The following is a 15,146-nucleotide window of genomic DNA, read 5'->3' on the forward strand; positions in this document are numbered from 1 at the left end:
CGGCACCCGTTCGCCGTGTCAATTCTGATGAAGGGGGGAAGTGTGGTCCAGTTCCAGCCACGAGTCATATGCCTTCGTCGGAGACGTATCGATCCCCAAAATACCAAAAAGCACCGCAAGGAACCTTGCCAGAGCGTGAGTTTCCTTGATGCCTTTGGCCGGCAAGTCCTGTCTGTTTCGCGCCGCCCAAAGAGGCGCTGCCAGAGCCACTACATGAAGTCTGTCCACATTGATCACGCTGAGCGTTCGGCGCGTTCGCTCAGAAACCTCAATGTCTTTTCGCGCTGCAGCAACGAGCGTCCGCAGCTCTGAAGCATGCGCCAAAAGGTCCATAAAGAGGCGAACATGTCGCTCTTCACTCCTTTGCATGAAATCCAGAATACCCTCGTCACTGTAGTCAGCTCCGAGGCCAAGGCGTGAATCCAGCCTTTTTCGCGCTGAGATACTCAAACTGTCGTAAACTCTTTTGTCGAGATGCGACAAACCGAGAATAAAACGGTCGAGCGCTTCCAGATCTTTTTTTCGGTCATATAACGTAAAGGGTTTCCAGCGCAGGAAGCTCAGGAAGTTGTTCACCATTTTTTCGAGGTTCGCACCCTCAACATCCAAATGAGCCATAAAGGCTTCCACGAGCTGTTGTTCAACTTCAGGCACGTCACTTCCTCGGTCTGACCTTTTTGCGCGCTAAATCCTTGGAGCAAAGAAATGATCCCCACGCGCCCATCATTTCCCGGCGTTTTTCGACCTGGTCGGATCGATCATAGGCCTGCTGAACCTTGCTTCCGACTTTGTGGGCAAGCGCGATTTCGGCCATGTCACCATCGAACCGGGTCCGCTCGGCAACCCATGTTCGAAAGGTTGAACGCAGTCCATGCGGTACCGCAGGTTTGTCGCTTTGAGCGTCGAAGTATCCCCGGTTTCCAGATTTCAGATCTGCCGCGTGGATTTTTCGCATGACAGCTGCCAGAGCAGCATCTGAATATGCGCCTCCTCGCGGGGCCCAGAACACCAGCGGATTACCCTGATCGCGCGGCAGCTCGTCAAGCAGGGAAATAAGACTATCGGTGAGCGGAACCCTGTGCGGCCGCCCGGACGGTGGTATTTTCGAAGACTGGCGCCCGGGTTGAATAATCCAAAGACCGCCCTCGAGATCGAACTCGTCCCAGGTGGCAAAACGAACCGCTCCTGTGCGGGATGCAGTTAAAGCCTGAAACTCTAACGCCCTTGCGCTGGTTCCTTCGCGGGCGTGCAAGGCCGCATACCATCGCGGTGCATCATCAAGCTGCAGCGCGGAGTAGTGCTGACCGCCGGTCAGCTTCGTCGGCGCGGGTAAAATCATGTCAAGATTCCCGCGCCAACGGGCCGGATTCTCGCCGCTTCTGTGTCCCGCGACGGTGGTGTAGTCCAGAACGCGCTCAATCCGCTGGCGTACCTTTGAAGCTGTTTCTGTTTTTGTCGTCCAGATTGGCCGGAGTGTCGCCAGCACATCCTGAAGAGTAATATCGGCCACGGCTATTTCGCCGAGCAGGGGCACTGCGTGCCGATCGAGCGAGGCGCGCCACTGTTTTCGGTGCAGGCCGCTGCGAAATTCGACCGCCTTCTCCTGGTCATAAAGTTCAACCGCCTCTGCGAATGTAAGAAGCCTGCGCTGTGCGGCTTGTCGCTCGGCAATTGGGTCTGCGCCATGCCGGAGCATATCCCTCGCTTCGCGAGCGTATTCCCGGGCTTTGGCCAGCGGCACGTCCGGGTAAGGGCCAAGGCCGGCCTCCCGTCGCCGACCGTTATGCCTGTAGCGAAAGACCCAGGATCGCGCGCCGGTGCCGGTTACCTGCAATGCAAGCCCGGCCACGCCGCCCACTGCGTGAACGCCGGGCCGTGTCAGCCGTTTCACTTCGAGAGATCCGAGCTCTCTGGCACGTTTTGGCAATACTTGCGACCTCTGTTCGAACCGGGAATCGAACTCGACCCCTGGATTCCTACCCCATTCCTACCCGCCCAAACGGATGCAACACATGGCTATTTCATGCGACGGAATGGAACAAGCAAAATCGACCAGGCCTTTGAAATTAATACGAAATGAGACGGATCGCGACAGCGGTATTCAAGTGGTGCTGGCCTCCAATTCACTCTAGATCATTGACTTAGGGCGATTACGTTTTCCGCCTTGTGCGCATTTTCCTGGAAAACGACAACACGCTATGCCGGTCCTACCTGTGTCAGCTGCGACGTCATTTCTCCCAAATTATCCAGCTCCTGTACTACGCAGTTCTAGACGGTGTTGGCTGAAAAGCGAAGGCGCTGGCGACAAACTATGTCGCCGTGTTTCAGAATCTGGATAAAAGGAATCCGAAGCCATGAGGAACGACAGGCGGCATACCTCAACTTCAATCGCCTAGATAAGTCCAGCGGTAGTGGGGTGGCGTAGGGCCTTTGTTGCGTCCGCCTTGCTGGGTCTGCTCCCAGGCATGGGCCAGAATGCCGACCGACCGCGAAAGGCAAAACAAGCCTCGTGCCAATGGCGGGGCAAAGCCTAGCTCTGCATAGATCACTGCCGTGACACCATCGATATTCATCGGCACCGGCTTGCCTTTCCGGCGCATCAGGTCGGTTTCCACGGCTTGCCCGACTTTCATGAACCGACCTTCGCAGGCGTCCTGTTCGACTGCATCAGCAACCAGGGCCATCAGCCGGGGTGCGCGCGGGTCCGTCGGTGTATGGAACCGATGCCCGAAACCCGGCAGTATCTTCCCGCGTTCGGCGATCCAGTCGTCCAATGCCTGTTCTGGGCCTTCGGCATGGGCGTCTACAAAGTGATAAAGCTCCATCGCCTGCTCGCCGGCACCACCATGGATGTCACCCAGCATATTAACAGCACTCGCCATCGCGTTGTTAAGAGACAGCCCGCAGGTCACCGCCATTCGCGCAGCCGCGATCGAAGGGGCTTGCGGGCCGTGATCCACGGCGGCGACCAAAGCGGCCTCGAACAATCGAGCCTGCGCAGGTGTCGGTCTGTCACCCCGCACCATAAACCAGATCATTTCAGCGAAACCCAGATTGCCGATCAGGTCTTGAATCGGCTGGCCACGCAGTTCAATGCGCCCGGGCTCCATATCGATGATGGCGGTGCGCCACCAATCGGCAACATCGCTCATATCACCCTCTCATGTCGCAACGTTTCGATCTCTGCGTCCGACAGTCCAAGCTCGGCCCAAATCGAGAGGTTGTCGGCCCCAAGATCCGGTGGCGCGGATCGTGGCATGCGGCGTGCGCCATCAATGACCACTGGGCTGCCCGCAAGGCGTAACCTCTCTCCGTGCGCCGACAGAGTTCCAATCAGCCCGCGACCTGAGAGTTGATCGTCGGACAAAGCCTGCGGCACCGTCATAACCGGCCCGGCCGGTACACCCAACGCATTCAACTCTTGGACCCAATCACTGGATGGACGGGTAGAAAGCGTGCGTTCCAGCTCTTGACGCAATTCATGCCGGTTGGTCTTGCGATCCTCGCGGGTTAGGTAGTCCGGATGCGTCAAAAGGTCGGCGCGGCCCAGATGTTGGGCGAGCGCATGCCATTGTTCGTCGCGATTGGCGGCGATATTAATAGGGTTGTCGGATGTGGCAAAAGTTCCGGACGGGGCCGAGGTTGTGTTTTCGTTCCCATGCGGCGCAGGAGTCACGCCACCGACCAGATAGTTGGACACCACCCACCCCATGGTCGAAACCACCGCCTCGTTCATTGCGACATCAAGGAATGCCCCGCGCGGGTTGGCATTCAAGGCCGCGCTTATGGCAAAGGCCGCCGTCATCCCGCCGACGGTATCTGCCAGAGGATAGCCAACCCGGTAAGGTGCGGTATCCGACGCACCTGTGATTGACATGACACCGCTGATCCCCTGCACGATCTGGTCATAGGCCGGGTCGTCCCGGCGTGGTCCATCCTGACCAAACCCGCTGATGGCACAATAAATCAGTCTGGGGTTCTCGGCGCGCAGAACCTGATACCCCAGCCCAAGCCGGTCCATCACGCCGGGCCGGAAGTTCTCGACCAGCACATCGGCAGTCTTGACCAGCCGCTTGAGCAGAGCCTTTCCCCGATCAGCCTTCATATCCAGAGTCACGGATTTCTTGTCTGCATTCTGCGCCAGAAAGCTGATGCCCATGCCGGCCTTGTTCCGATCAGTATCCGCCCCCAGCACACGGGCCAGATCTCCGCTGCCGGGCCGTTCGACCTTGATCACTTCGGCCCCCATCAGGGCCAGTTGGTAGCAACAATACGGCCCGGCCAGGACATTAGTCAGGTCAAGAACCCGAATGCCTGAAAGTGGCTCAGTCGCCATCGGCCACGCCTGCCGCTCGCGCCTTGGCGCGACGTGCGCGGTAACTGGGCAACAGCACCAGAAGGAGGGCAATTACCAACAGGCCCAGCGTCATCGGACGTTCCCAGATAAAGGCGATGCCGTCATACAGCTGCATGGAACGGGCGAAGTTATCCTCCATCATGCCGCCAAGGATGAAACCGATCAGCAGCGGTGCCAGAGGGTAATCGGCAAATTTCAGTGCCGTGGCGCAGACGCCAAAGCCCACCAATATCAGCAGTTCCGTGGCATTGTTCTGCCCGATATAGGCCCCCATGAGGGTGAAGAACAAAATGAACGGGATCAGATAGTTGCGCGGTACTGCAAGCACCTTGGCGATATAGGGGATCAACGGCAGGTTCAGGATCAGCAGCACCAGATTGCCAATGAACATCGACATGATGACAGCCCAGAACACCTGAGGCTCGTCGATCATCAGGCGCGGACCCGGTGTCACATTCAGCGCGATCAGTGCGCCCAACAAGATGGCCGTAGTTCCGGAACCTGGAATGCCGAGCGTCAGCAACGGAACAAAGGAACCGGTACAGGCAGCATTGTTGGCTGTCTCGGGTGCTGCCAGACCTTTGATCGAGCCTTTGCCGAACTCCTCCTGCTCTTCTTTCGGGGCAATATTGCGTTCAACCGCATAGCCAAGGAAACTGGCAATCGTTGCCCCTGCCCCCGGAAGCACACCGATAAAGAAACCCTGCACAGATTGGCGACCAACCACCGGAGCGATGGCCTTTGCCTCGGATCCTGTGATGCGCAGGTCCTTGATTTCGCCTTCGTCGCCTTGCAGGTCCTTGGGTTTGAGAACCAGAAACAGCGCTTCGGGCAGGGCAAACATCGCCATTGCAAGCGTGATGAAACCAAAGCCGGACTGCAGATCCATGATCCCCATCGTGAAACGCGGCAAGTTGAACAGCGCGCCCTCGCCGACGGTGGCCATGATCAGCCCGAGAATGGTCATGACAATTGCCTTGGCCACCTGCCCGGTTCCCGCAAAAGCGGCGATGGCGGACAGACCCACTACCATCAAGGCAAAGTACTCAGCCGAGTGGAACAGCAGTGCGACCGAGGATAATGCAGGCGCAAAGACCATCAGCAGCAGCGCGCCTATCGTACCCCCGGCGAAACTGGCGATAGCGGCAACTGTGAGCGCCTTCCCGGCTTTGCCCTGACGAGCCATCGGATAGCCGTCGAAGCTTGAGGCCACGGTTCCCGCGACCCCCGGCGCGTTCAGAAGAATGGAAGATGTCGAGCCACCAAAGATCGCGCCGTAATAGACACCGGCAAGCAGGATCAATGCGGCGGACGGATCGCCCATCGAAATGGCGACCGGAATCATGATGGCGATGATCGACATCGGCCCAAGACCGGGCAGCATGCCGATGAATGTACCAATCAGACAGCCCGCTATGACCATCAACAAGTTTTGGATGGAGAATGCCGTTTGTAGGCCGATCAACAATCCTTCAAGCATGTCAGCCTCCGAAAACGCCCGGCAAGGGTCGCATGTAGATGCCAAGAACCTCTTGCACGAGGTACCAGACTGAACCTGTAGCGATTACGGCAACCGGCAGCATGACGTGCCATTTGCGTTCGCCCAGAATGAAAGAACCGAGGATCAGGAACCCGGATGTCGAGATCAGAAATCCAACCGGACGCAGGCACAGCGCATAGGCAACCATCAAAGCCAGTAACAGCAGCGCCTGGCCTAGGTGATATTCGCCCAGCCTCCGATAATCGATATCAGCCTCTTTGGGCTCAGCCTTTTCAAAGCCCAACAGAATAATCGTTGTGGCAATTATCCCCAAAATCGACAGCACCTTGGGAAAGGTGCTCGGCCAAATGGGGTTGCGCTGCATGAAGGGGGGCAGACTGCCATCCATCGTGAACCAAGCAGTGTAGCCATATGTCAGGCATATGCCCAGCAAAACGAGCGCGATCCAGCGATCCAGCGCCATGTTTCCCCCTCCTTTGATTTATTGTTGGTTGAGGCAGAGCGGTTGCCCGCTCTGCCCGAGGTATCCTTACAGGAAACCCAACTTTTTCATCAGATCGCCGATCTGCTTTTCCTGCTGTTCCAGGAACGATTGGAAATCAGCACCCGAGTTGTGGATGTTCACCCAACCGTTACGGGCGCGGACCTCTTCCCATTCAGGTGTGTCATACATCTTGGCGATGGCTTCTTGATAAGCGACCAGCTTGTCCTCTGGCAGACCAGGAGCAGCAAAGAACCCACGCCAGTTCACGAAAGTTGTGTCGATGCCCTGCTCTTTCATGGTCTGCGCATCAGGGGCTGCATCCACGCGCTCTTCCGCGGTGACGCCAATGATCTTCACCTCACCCGCATTCGCCAGATCGACAGCCTCCGAGAAACCGGTCGACAGCGCGGCAATCTCACCGGACAGAAGCGCGGCCATCGCTTTGCCACCTGCATCATAGGGGATGTACTTCACGCCCAAAGCGTCCTTGCCTGCCGCTTCCATAACCATCGCCGCGACCAGATGGTCCATCCCACCCGGCACAGAACCGCCGCCGATGGCCGTTGTACTTGGATCGGCGTCATACGCGGCTAGCAGGTCCGCCATTGAATTGATGGGGCTGTCTTTGCCCACAACAATCGCCGCGTAATCACCGATCGTGCCCGAGACCAGTGTCAGGTCGCGGAAATTGTGCGGGAACACTCCGGTCAGAGAGCGGATCACGATCGGGGTCGAGTTGACCATGAGCGTGCCGTGGTTGCTGTCGGCGTTTTCGATCAGATATCCGATGGCTTTACCACCGCCGCCGCCCGACATGTTTTCGTAGGATGCAGTTCCCACGAGACCCGCATTCGTCAGCGCCTCACCTGTGCCACGGGCAGTGCCGTCCCAGCCGCCCCCTGCGCCACCGGGGATCAGAAAGTGGATGCTATCTACGACCTCTTCAGCGAAAGTCGGTCCAGCCAGACCAATAGCGGTCACAGCCGCGATCAGGGCGCGACGGCCCAGTTTGATTGTCGTCATGAATTCCTCCCGTTTGACAACCGGCCGCAGTGCGGCTCAGATTATTCGAAACCTAAACACATCAACCTGACATCAACCTGTCATGGGTGAAATTACTATTGGATCCCGATGAAATTCCTCTTGGTCGAAGACAATCTGGACCTCGCCAATGCCATAAGCTCGCGCATGCGGCTTGACGGGCATGTGGTTGATCACGCAGAGAAAATAGAAGATGCTGTGGCCTTTGTTGAAATCGATGAGTATGACCTGATCCTGCTGGACATCATGCTTCCCGACGGGGACGGGCGCGATTTCCTCAAACGGCATCGCGCCAGCCATCTGGACACACCTGTCATCGTTCTGACCGCCCGCAGTCAAGTGTCGGATCGAATCGGCTCACTCGATCTTGGGGCGGACGATTATGTCACCAAGCCCTTCGACCATGCCGAACTTGAGGCGCGCTGCCGCGCAGTGCTGAGACGCAAATCCGGCAAGACCAAAACGACGATTGAAATTGGCGGCGTCGTCTTTGATCCGGTTGCGGGTCATTTGACGGTGGGCGACGACATCGTCTCGCTTCGCAACCGCGAACTGCGCTTGTTGGAACTGCTGATCAACGCCCCCGGTCAGGTGTTTTCTAAGCAGAAGCTGGCGGACCGGTTGTTCTCCTACGACGACAATGTTTCGGACAATGCCATCGAGGTGTATGTTGGACGACTGCGTAAGCATCTGGAAAAATCGGACCTCAGGATCACAACGTTGCGCGGTTTGGGCTACAGGCTGGATCATGGCAATTAATCCAAATGTTTCCGGATCACTGCGAAACCGTCTTGCGCTAACGCTAATCGGCGGTGCCGCGATTCTGGCCCTCGTGCTGTTCTTTGCTGTCCGCGACTATGCAGTTCAGGTTGCCCAGCAAGGTCAGGACAACATTCTGGGTGCCTCAGTCACCTCGATCCTCGACGCCGCGGCGCTGCGTGGAGGCGAGCTTGAAGTCGATATCCCCTATGCTGCCTTTTCCATGCTGAGCACGCCGTCGGACGACCGAGTGTTTTATGCGATTTTTCAGGATGGCGAGTTCTTGTCCGGCTACGAAGACCTGACCCCAACTCAAGGACCCGCTGATGGAAAATGGACCTTTCGCTTCGGTGAAGTGCGCGGTGAAAACGTTCGTCAGGTCAGTGCCAGCCGCACTCTGGTTGGGCTGGGAAATCAGACAGAAATCGAAGTGGCCTTGGGACAGACCCAAGATGCGCTGTCGGAGACGCTGGATCAAATCTCACGCAATGCTGGCCTTTTGGGATTGGGGTTCTTTGTACTTGCGGCTCTATTGTCCTTCTGGGTGAGTTCGGCCACCATTGGTCAGCTCGACAGATTAACGACATCCGTCACCCGTCGGGGACCGCAAGATCTCAGCCCATTCAAAAAACCAGTACCGCGTGAAATGGCGCCTTTGGTGTCATCGCTGAATTCGCTTATGGGACGCCTGGACCAGTCTCTCAGCCAATCCGAGGACTTTATCGCTGAGGCCGCCCATAGGGTCCGCACCCCGCTGGCAACGGTGAGGTCTTATGCCGAGGCGACGCTGCAACGGGTCGAGAGAGAAGACAACCGCGAGGCGTTAAGATCAATGATGCGCGCCATCGACGAAAGCTCTCGGGCCGCGGGGCAACTACTGGATCACGCCATGATCACATTCCGCGCCGACCATCTGGAGCGCGAGGATATCGATCTGGTGACTCTGATCCGTGAGCTTGTCCAGCGCTTGACGCCCATAGCCGAAATGAAGGACCTTTCGCTTGCTTTGAGCGGCGATCCGCAGGTCATGTATTCGGGCGACCCCATCCTCATCCAAAATGCGGTGCGGAACATGGTAGACAATGCGCTTAAATATGCGCCAGCGGACAGTACCGTAGTCATCGATGTCGCAGGATCACCCACAGCCCGGATCACGGTCAGCGACCAGGGGCCAGGCTTTCCGCCAGATGAAATCGAAACGCTCACAAGACGTTTCGAACGTGGTCAGAACGCGGCGGGAACCATCGGATCGGGCCTCGGGCTAACCATTGCCCAGGACGTCGCGGTCGCCCATGGCGGCACGCTGGTACTGTCAAACAAAGCGGAGGGCGGCGCATGCGTTATCTTGTCACTCTGATCCTGTGCCTGTTCGCCAGCGGCGCAGGGGCTCAGGATTGGGAAGACCGACAAATATTCAACGAAAGTGCCGACGGCCCCCGACTGCGGGTCATTTCCAGCACCGATACCGCCCTGTTTGCGCCGCTGATCGAGGATTTCGTCGCCCAGAATCCAGCGATATCGGTCGAATATCTGGTGACCGGCACGGCCGATATCGACCGACGCGTCCGAGCCACGCCAGAAGCGTTCGACGTTGTCGTTTCCAGCGCGATGGACCTGCAACTGAAGCTCGCGAATGACGGATATGCGCTGGCGCTTAACGATCTTCCGCACCCCCCTTGGGCGCAATGGCATCAAAGCCTGTTCGCCTTCACTTCGGAACCCGCAACCATCGTTGTCAACCGCACCGCGTTCGAAGGACAACCAATGCCGCAAACGCGGCAGGAACTGATCGAAGCGCTGCGTGCCCGCCCGGATGATTTTCGGGGCAAAGTCGGCACTTATGACGTGCGCCAGTCGGGATTGGGCTATTTGTTCGCGACGCAGGACGCCCGCGCCTCGGAAACCTATTGGCGCTTGATGGAGGTTTTGGGCGGCCTGGACGTGCGGCTGTATTGTTGTTCGGGCGACATGATTAACGACCTGGCGGATGGTACGATCGCGGTGGCCTACAACGTGCTTGGCAGTTATGCGGCGGTACGAACAGAAGGAAAGGATGCCCTTCAGATCATTCTGCCTTCGGATTTTCAGACGACGATGATGCGAACCGCCATGGTAACTGGCAAAAGCCGCTTGCCGGAGGAAGCGGAAACCTTTGTCCGGCACCTGACCACGCTGAATCCGGAATCAATGGCAGCACTGCCACTTCTGGACACGCAGGACTCCACGACCGAAAGCGCAGCGATAGCGCTGGACCCTGCGCTGTTGACGTTCCTCGATACGCTGAAGCGCAGAAAGTTCCTGTCTGCCTGGGAAAGTGCCGCTATTCAAAAATGATCGGACTTAGACAACAACCCTATCCGTCATCGCTGAACTTGTTGCTTAACACTGTTGACGCTGGAAGACATCAGCCAGCCCAGATTACCTCGCACGAATCTATAATCAGAAAAATGATCTCGGCTCAAAGTTTCTCGACGGCCACCTGCGCCCCCATGATGGCCTTGAGCCGCAGCCCCGCAGAATGTGACCCGAGGAATTCGTGGAACGCACGCATCACGTCATCTTTCCACCAACCGCGCCTGTGATAATCGTCAAGCATGATTACGCCGCCTTCGATCATCTTGGGCAGCAAAGCATCCAGATCCGTTTTTACGCCCTCGTAGGAATGGTCGCCGTCCAAATAGGCAAACCCGATGCTTTGATCTTCAAACAGACTCAGCGCCGGTTGCGAATAGTCGCGAATGATCGAAATTTGCCCCTTGGCAATCTCGGTGCTGTATTTGCGCGTCACTGCCTCGTAAATTCGATCCATATCCTTTTGCGTGCGCGCTCCGGCAAGCGAAGCACCGCCATCCGGGTCTTGCTGTACTTGCCAGGGATCGATGAGGCACAATTTCGAGGGCTGTAGCTCTTCCAGCAGAATCCGCGAAAATTCGCCCTTCCAAACGCCAATTTCAACGCTCAGCCGTCCATGCGGCATGGTCTTGAGCATTTCGCGCCGCAGGGAATCCTTCCGCTCGCGCTGCTCAGCTTGCTTCTTGCGGCGATCCTCAGCAGATACAGCTTCACCCATAGACGTCTTCTCCGGTTGAGGAATTTTGCAACGCTTCAACCAGATCAACCCAATCCGGTCTGGCTCTCAATTCTTCGGCTTTCGACCTGTGCCACTCACATGCTTTATGATGAAGGTCTGCCAATTGCGGATCTGCCATCATCTCAGCTTTGATGTCGTGCATAGCCGGCATGTGTTCCAGAATTGAGCGATCCTCAACATCATTGTGGTTCATCATGAGCCAGTATTTGAGCCCTTGATCCTGCCCCACATGATTGGTGCGCCCACGGTCGCGCTTGACTAAAAAGCTATCAGTGCTGCGCACAGCATAATGATGAATGCGCGCGAATTCATGGCTGAAACCACGCCATGCTTTCCATTTCACTTGGTCTGCTGGGTAGAGGTTCCCGCCCGAATCCCGCCACAACACGCCTTCGTATGGCGCGTCAGGGTTCGGTGCATCTTCTGGATTGATCCTGGGACGATGGGCGCGAAAACGGCTGAATTTTCCGTTGTTGCGGAACAGCGTTTTGAACCCTTTGGTCCGGTGATGCGGATAGCCGTCTTCCGTGGCGGCCAGAAAGAAAGTCTCAGGTACAGGTCGATCAACGAAATCGTTCTGACCCGCGTTTCCGAACATGCGCCAGCAGATCGAGATCGCGTCCGCCACGCCGCTGGCCTCAACGAGGCTTCTTATATCACTATTGGGCAAACGGATATTGATATACTCGTCCACATCCAAACTGAGAATCCAATCCGAAGACAGATAGCTTGGGTGGTTCCGCGCAAGCGAAAATGCACGAATCTGCGGCGCGGCGCGCGGACCCAGTCTGTTTCGTTGGTGGTGAGCCCAGCCAAGCACTTGCAACCGTTCGCCCATGGCATCGGTACCATCAGCGCAATCATTGGTATAAATCAGAATGTCATCAAAACCGATTGCGTGGTTGTAGGCCACCCAATCGATCATGAAAGGCCCTTCGTTTTTCATCGTTGTTACGATGAGAAAGGTCTCATTCGTCATAAGTTGTTCTCTTGCCTGTGCCGGTGTCGGACTCCTGTCGACCTATTTAGAATAGCACCAGAATTTTGTCCAACCAGGTCGCCAGACAGCCGCAATGCTTGCCGATTAATCGATCTACCGATTCTGCGGGATCACCTCATAACCCGGTTCTTCTGGCTCGTCGTCCAGCATCTCGGTTGGGAACCCTGGCGCCTGGATCTCCAGTCCGGTCGCGTCCTCTAGCCGCCTGATGATGTTCGGGGACAGTTCACGCTCACCATATCGCGCGATGCCATCTTCGAAAATCTTGATCATCAATGGGTTTATCTCAAGGGGAACTCCGGCACGGTCGGCGACCTCCTGAAACAGACCGATATCTTTTTTCACCAGGTCCATGGTGAAGGAAATATCGCGCGAGCCGTTCAGGATGACCTGACTTTCGGTCTCGTGCACGAAGGATGTGCCTGACGATATCTTGATCGCCTCATAGGTGGTTCCAAGGTCCATGCCGGCGGCCTTGGCTGTCACCAATGCCTCGGCGCAGGTGATCAGGTTGGCGGTAGCCAGATAATTGGTCAACACCTTCAGAACAGAGGCCGAGCCCAGATCGCCCGTGTGCAAAATGCGCCGCCCCATGGTGGTCAGGAATGGCAGGATACGTTCAAAAGTCTCACGATCACAGCCTGCGAAGATCGAGATATTACCCGTCGCTGCCCGGTGACATCCGCCCGAAACCGGGCAATCCACCGCTGCGCCGCCTCGTTCGATGACCATTGCGCCAAGGCGTTTGACTTCGGCTTCGTCAGTGGTCGACATTTCCATCCAGATTTTGCCAGGGCCGACCTCTGGCAACATTTCCTGCATCACCGCATCCGAGGCCGCAGGAGAAGGCAAACAGGTTATAACAGCATCGCAATCGCGCATCAGTTGCGCCGGACTTTTGGCGGCTTTGGCACCCTTGGCGACGAATTCGGTCACCAGATCCGGGTTCAGGTCATGAACCGTCAGATCGATACCGTTTCGTAGCAGCGACCCAGATAGCTTGCCCCCTACATTCCCCAGCCCGATAAACCCTACTTTCATGCGCGGTATCCTCCTGTTCGCATCTTGCTGCCATGCCAGCACGTCGTTGCAGAAGTATCATGCCGCCCAGCGACCCCGACAGGTCGCTTTTTATCCGCTTTTTCACGGATCGGCGCGACTCGCTTGACAAGCAACCCTGCCCTGCCGCATGTCCCTTTCGTTGGTGTCTGCGAGAGCAGATGAAAAGGGAATGCGTCAGCGGTTTTTGCCGTCAAACGCAGCCGCCCCCGCGACCGTGACCGGAGAGGGTGCCCAAAGCCACTGGCAGTATGGCCGGGAAGGCGGGACATCCGACAGAGGCCTCCTCTGACATCCGCAAGCCGGGAGACCTGCCAACGCCCGAAGATGAAACCGGACGGGGTGTTCCGGTGTGGGGCTGTGATCGGCCCGCATGAAACCCCGTCCCCCACGAAGAGGATTTGGGGGGATGAGAGACATGACCGAGACCGCACCGGTCGAACTGCTGGTTTGCACTACCTGCCGTCGCGGGCTGCCTGTCGAGGATGACGCCCAGCGCCCCGGCACGTTGCTGCACAAGGCGCTTGAACAGGCGGGCCTGCCCGAAGGCATTACCTTGAAAGCTGTGGAATGCCTGTCGAATTGCGATGAAGGCTGCTCGATCGTGCTCCGCGGAGGACCGGATCGCTGGACTTTCGTGTATGAGCATCTGAACGAGATCGACCATGTCGAAACCATCGTCGAAGGCGCAGCCAAATACCTCGCCACCGAGGACGGTTTGGTCAAATGGCGCGAACGTCCCGAACATTTCCGCAAAAACTGTGCGGCCCGCATTCCCCCGATTGGAGCCCTGAAATGAGCAATCTCGAGAAACTCCCCGTCACTGTGATCACCGGCTTTTTGGGCTCGGGCAAAACCACACTGGTGCGCCATCTGATGCAGAACCCGCAGGGCAAGCGTCTGGCGGTGGTCGTCAACGAATTCGGCGATGTCGGCGTCGATGGCGATATCCTGAAGTCCTGCGCCATTCCTGATTGCCCGGCGGAAAACATCATGGAACTGGCCAATGGTTGCATCTGCTGCACCGTGGCCGATGATTTCATCCCGACCATTGAAGCCCTGATGGCACTAGAGCCGCGCCCCGATCACATCCTGATCGAAACCTCCGGTCTTGCCCTGCCAAAACCGCTGCTGAAGGCGTTCGACTGGCCCGATATCCGCTCGAAAATCACCGTCGATGGCGTGATTGCTCTGGCCGATGCCGAGGCCGTGGCCGCTGGTCGGTTCGCTCCGAATGTCGAGGCGGTGGATGCGCAACGCATGGCAGATGACTCGATTGATCATGAAACTCCCTTGTCCGAGGTGTTCGAGGATCAGATTTCCTGCGCCGACATCATTCTGCTGACCAAGCCCGATCTGGCTGGCCCGGAAGGCGTTGCGAAAGCGAAAGAGATCATCGCCGCCGAAGCGCCCCGCCCCCTGCCCGTCGTCGAAGTGGCTGAGGGTGCCGTGGACGTCCGCGTCGTGCTGGGTCTAGAAGCCGCGGCCGAGGATGACATGGACGCGCGTCCCAGCCATCACGACGGCCATCACGATCACGAGCATGACGATTTCGAAAGCATCATCGTTGAACTGCCCGAGCAAACCGATCCGATTGATCTGGTCGCCAAGATTGAACGATTGGCCAACGAGTTGAATATCCTGCGCGTCAAAGGCTATGCCGCCGTTCAAGGCAAGCCCATGCGCCTACTGGTTCAGGCCGTCGGTGCGCGCGTGCGTCACCAATATGACCGCCCGTGGGAGCCCGGCGAAGACCGTCGCTCGCGCCTTGTGGTCATTGCCGAGCATGACGATATCAAAGAGGCCGAGATCCGCGATATCCTCGTGGGTGTAACCGAGGCTGCCGAGTAAGAC

At 57.3% G+C, this 15,146-nt stretch carries 15 protein-coding genes and 1 riboswitch; of the genes, 5 read left to right on the forward strand and 10 right to left on the reverse strand.

Annotated features, from left to right (window positions below):
- Positions 1 to 18: 18 nt before the first annotated feature.
- The 7 genes from ACR0DK_RS00215 to ACR0DK_RS00245 form a co-directional block, all read right to left on the reverse strand.
- Positions 19 to 654, reverse strand: a complete 636-nt coding sequence (locus ACR0DK_RS00215) for a hypothetical protein (RefSeq protein WP_480734472.1) — start codon at positions 652 to 654, stop codon at positions 19 to 21.
- Position 655: 1 nt separating this feature from the next.
- Entirely contained in the window at positions 656 to 1,891 is a 1,236-nt protein-coding gene (locus tag ACR0DK_RS00220) for a tyrosine-type recombinase/integrase (protein WP_480734473.1), read from the reverse strand.
- Positions 1,892 to 2,384: 493 nt separating this feature from the next.
- Positions 2,385 to 3,152, reverse strand: coding sequence for a citryl-CoA lyase (locus tag ACR0DK_RS00225; protein ID WP_480706619.1), 768 nt, complete (start codon positions 3,150 to 3,152; stop codon positions 2,385 to 2,387).
- Complete coding sequence (locus tag ACR0DK_RS00230) at positions 3,149 to 4,336, reverse strand: CaiB/BaiF CoA transferase family protein (protein ID WP_223116735.1); 1,188 nt, start codon at positions 4,334 to 4,336, stop codon at positions 3,149 to 3,151. The genes ACR0DK_RS00225 and ACR0DK_RS00230 overlap by 4 nt, the downstream gene beginning before the upstream one ends.
- Positions 4,326 to 5,837 carry a tripartite tricarboxylate transporter permease gene (locus ACR0DK_RS00235; RefSeq protein WP_170391820.1) on the reverse strand — a complete coding sequence of 504 codons (1,512 nt, stop codon included), beginning with the start codon at positions 5,835 to 5,837 and terminating at the stop codon, positions 4,326 to 4,328. Before ACR0DK_RS00235 ends, ACR0DK_RS00230 begins: the two co-directional genes overlap by 11 nt.
- Position 5,838: 1 nt before the next feature.
- Complete coding sequence (locus ACR0DK_RS00240) at positions 5,839 to 6,321, reverse strand: tripartite tricarboxylate transporter TctB family protein (protein WP_170401217.1); 483 nt, start codon at positions 6,319 to 6,321, stop codon at positions 5,839 to 5,841.
- 66 nt (positions 6,322 to 6,387) lie between these two features.
- Positions 6,388 to 7,365, reverse strand: a complete 978-nt coding sequence (locus tag ACR0DK_RS00245; RefSeq protein ID WP_170391824.1) for a tripartite tricarboxylate transporter substrate-binding protein — start codon at positions 7,363 to 7,365, stop codon at positions 6,388 to 6,390.
- Positions 7,366 to 7,473: 108 nt separating this feature from the next.
- Here ACR0DK_RS00245 and ACR0DK_RS00250 point away from each other — a divergent pair, with 108 nt between their 5' ends.
- Genes ACR0DK_RS00250 through ACR0DK_RS00260 form a run of 3 tightly spaced genes read left to right on the forward strand, consistent with a single transcriptional unit; the run spans position 7,474 to position 10,476 of the window.
- On the forward strand, positions 7,474 to 8,142 hold the full coding sequence (locus ACR0DK_RS00250) for a response regulator transcription factor (protein ID WP_170420955.1): 669 nt from the start codon (positions 7,474 to 7,476) through the stop codon (positions 8,140 to 8,142).
- On the forward strand, positions 8,132 to 9,499 hold the full coding sequence (locus ACR0DK_RS00255) for a sensor histidine kinase (RefSeq protein ID WP_480734477.1): 1,368 nt from the start codon (positions 8,132 to 8,134) through the stop codon (positions 9,497 to 9,499). The genes ACR0DK_RS00250 and ACR0DK_RS00255 overlap by 11 nt, the downstream gene beginning before the upstream one ends.
- A complete protein-coding gene (locus ACR0DK_RS00260; protein WP_170401224.1) occupies positions 9,478 to 10,476 on the forward strand; it encodes an ABC transporter substrate-binding protein in 999 nt (332 codons plus the stop codon). Before ACR0DK_RS00255 ends, ACR0DK_RS00260 begins: the two co-directional genes overlap by 22 nt.
- Positions 10,477 to 10,600: 124 nt before the next feature.
- Here ACR0DK_RS00260 and ACR0DK_RS00265 read toward each other — a convergent pair whose 3' ends face one another.
- The 3 genes from ACR0DK_RS00265 to ACR0DK_RS00275 all read right to left on the reverse strand — a co-directional run bounded on the left by ACR0DK_RS00265 (position 10,601) and on the right by ACR0DK_RS00275 (position 13,313).
- Positions 10,601 to 11,212, reverse strand: a complete 612-nt coding sequence (locus ACR0DK_RS00265; protein WP_480734479.1) for a class I SAM-dependent methyltransferase — start codon at positions 11,210 to 11,212, stop codon at positions 10,601 to 10,603.
- Positions 11,205 to 12,212: a glycosyltransferase family 2 protein gene (locus ACR0DK_RS00270; protein ID WP_480734481.1), complete on the reverse strand. Its 1,008-nt coding sequence runs from the start codon at positions 12,210 to 12,212 to the stop codon at positions 11,205 to 11,207. The genes ACR0DK_RS00265 and ACR0DK_RS00270 overlap by 8 nt, the downstream gene beginning before the upstream one ends.
- A gap of 114 nt (positions 12,213 to 12,326) precedes the next feature.
- Positions 12,327 to 13,313 (reverse strand): NAD(P)-dependent oxidoreductase, encoded by a 987-nt coding sequence (locus tag ACR0DK_RS00275; RefSeq protein ID WP_480439222.1) that lies wholly within the window; start codon positions 13,311 to 13,313, stop codon positions 12,327 to 12,329.
- A gap of 105 nt (positions 13,314 to 13,418) precedes the next feature.
- Positions 13,419 to 13,625, forward strand: a riboswitch (cobalamin riboswitch).
- Between the two features lie 85 nt (positions 13,626 to 13,710).
- Here ACR0DK_RS00275 and ACR0DK_RS00280 point away from each other — a divergent pair.
- Both ACR0DK_RS00280 and cobW read left to right on the forward strand, forming a co-directional pair.
- Positions 13,711 to 14,091 carry a DUF1636 family protein gene (locus tag ACR0DK_RS00280; RefSeq protein WP_170391837.1) on the forward strand — a complete coding sequence of 127 codons (381 nt, stop codon included), beginning with the start codon at positions 13,711 to 13,713 and terminating at the stop codon, positions 14,089 to 14,091.
- Complete coding sequence (gene cobW, locus ACR0DK_RS00285; RefSeq protein ID WP_170662098.1) at positions 14,088 to 15,143, forward strand: cobalamin biosynthesis protein CobW; 1,056 nt, start codon at positions 14,088 to 14,090, stop codon at positions 15,141 to 15,143. The genes ACR0DK_RS00280 and cobW overlap by 4 nt, the downstream gene beginning before the upstream one ends.
- The last annotated feature ends 3 nt before the right edge of the window (positions 15,144 to 15,146 follow it).

The organism is Ruegeria sp. CE6 (assembly GCF_056537485.1).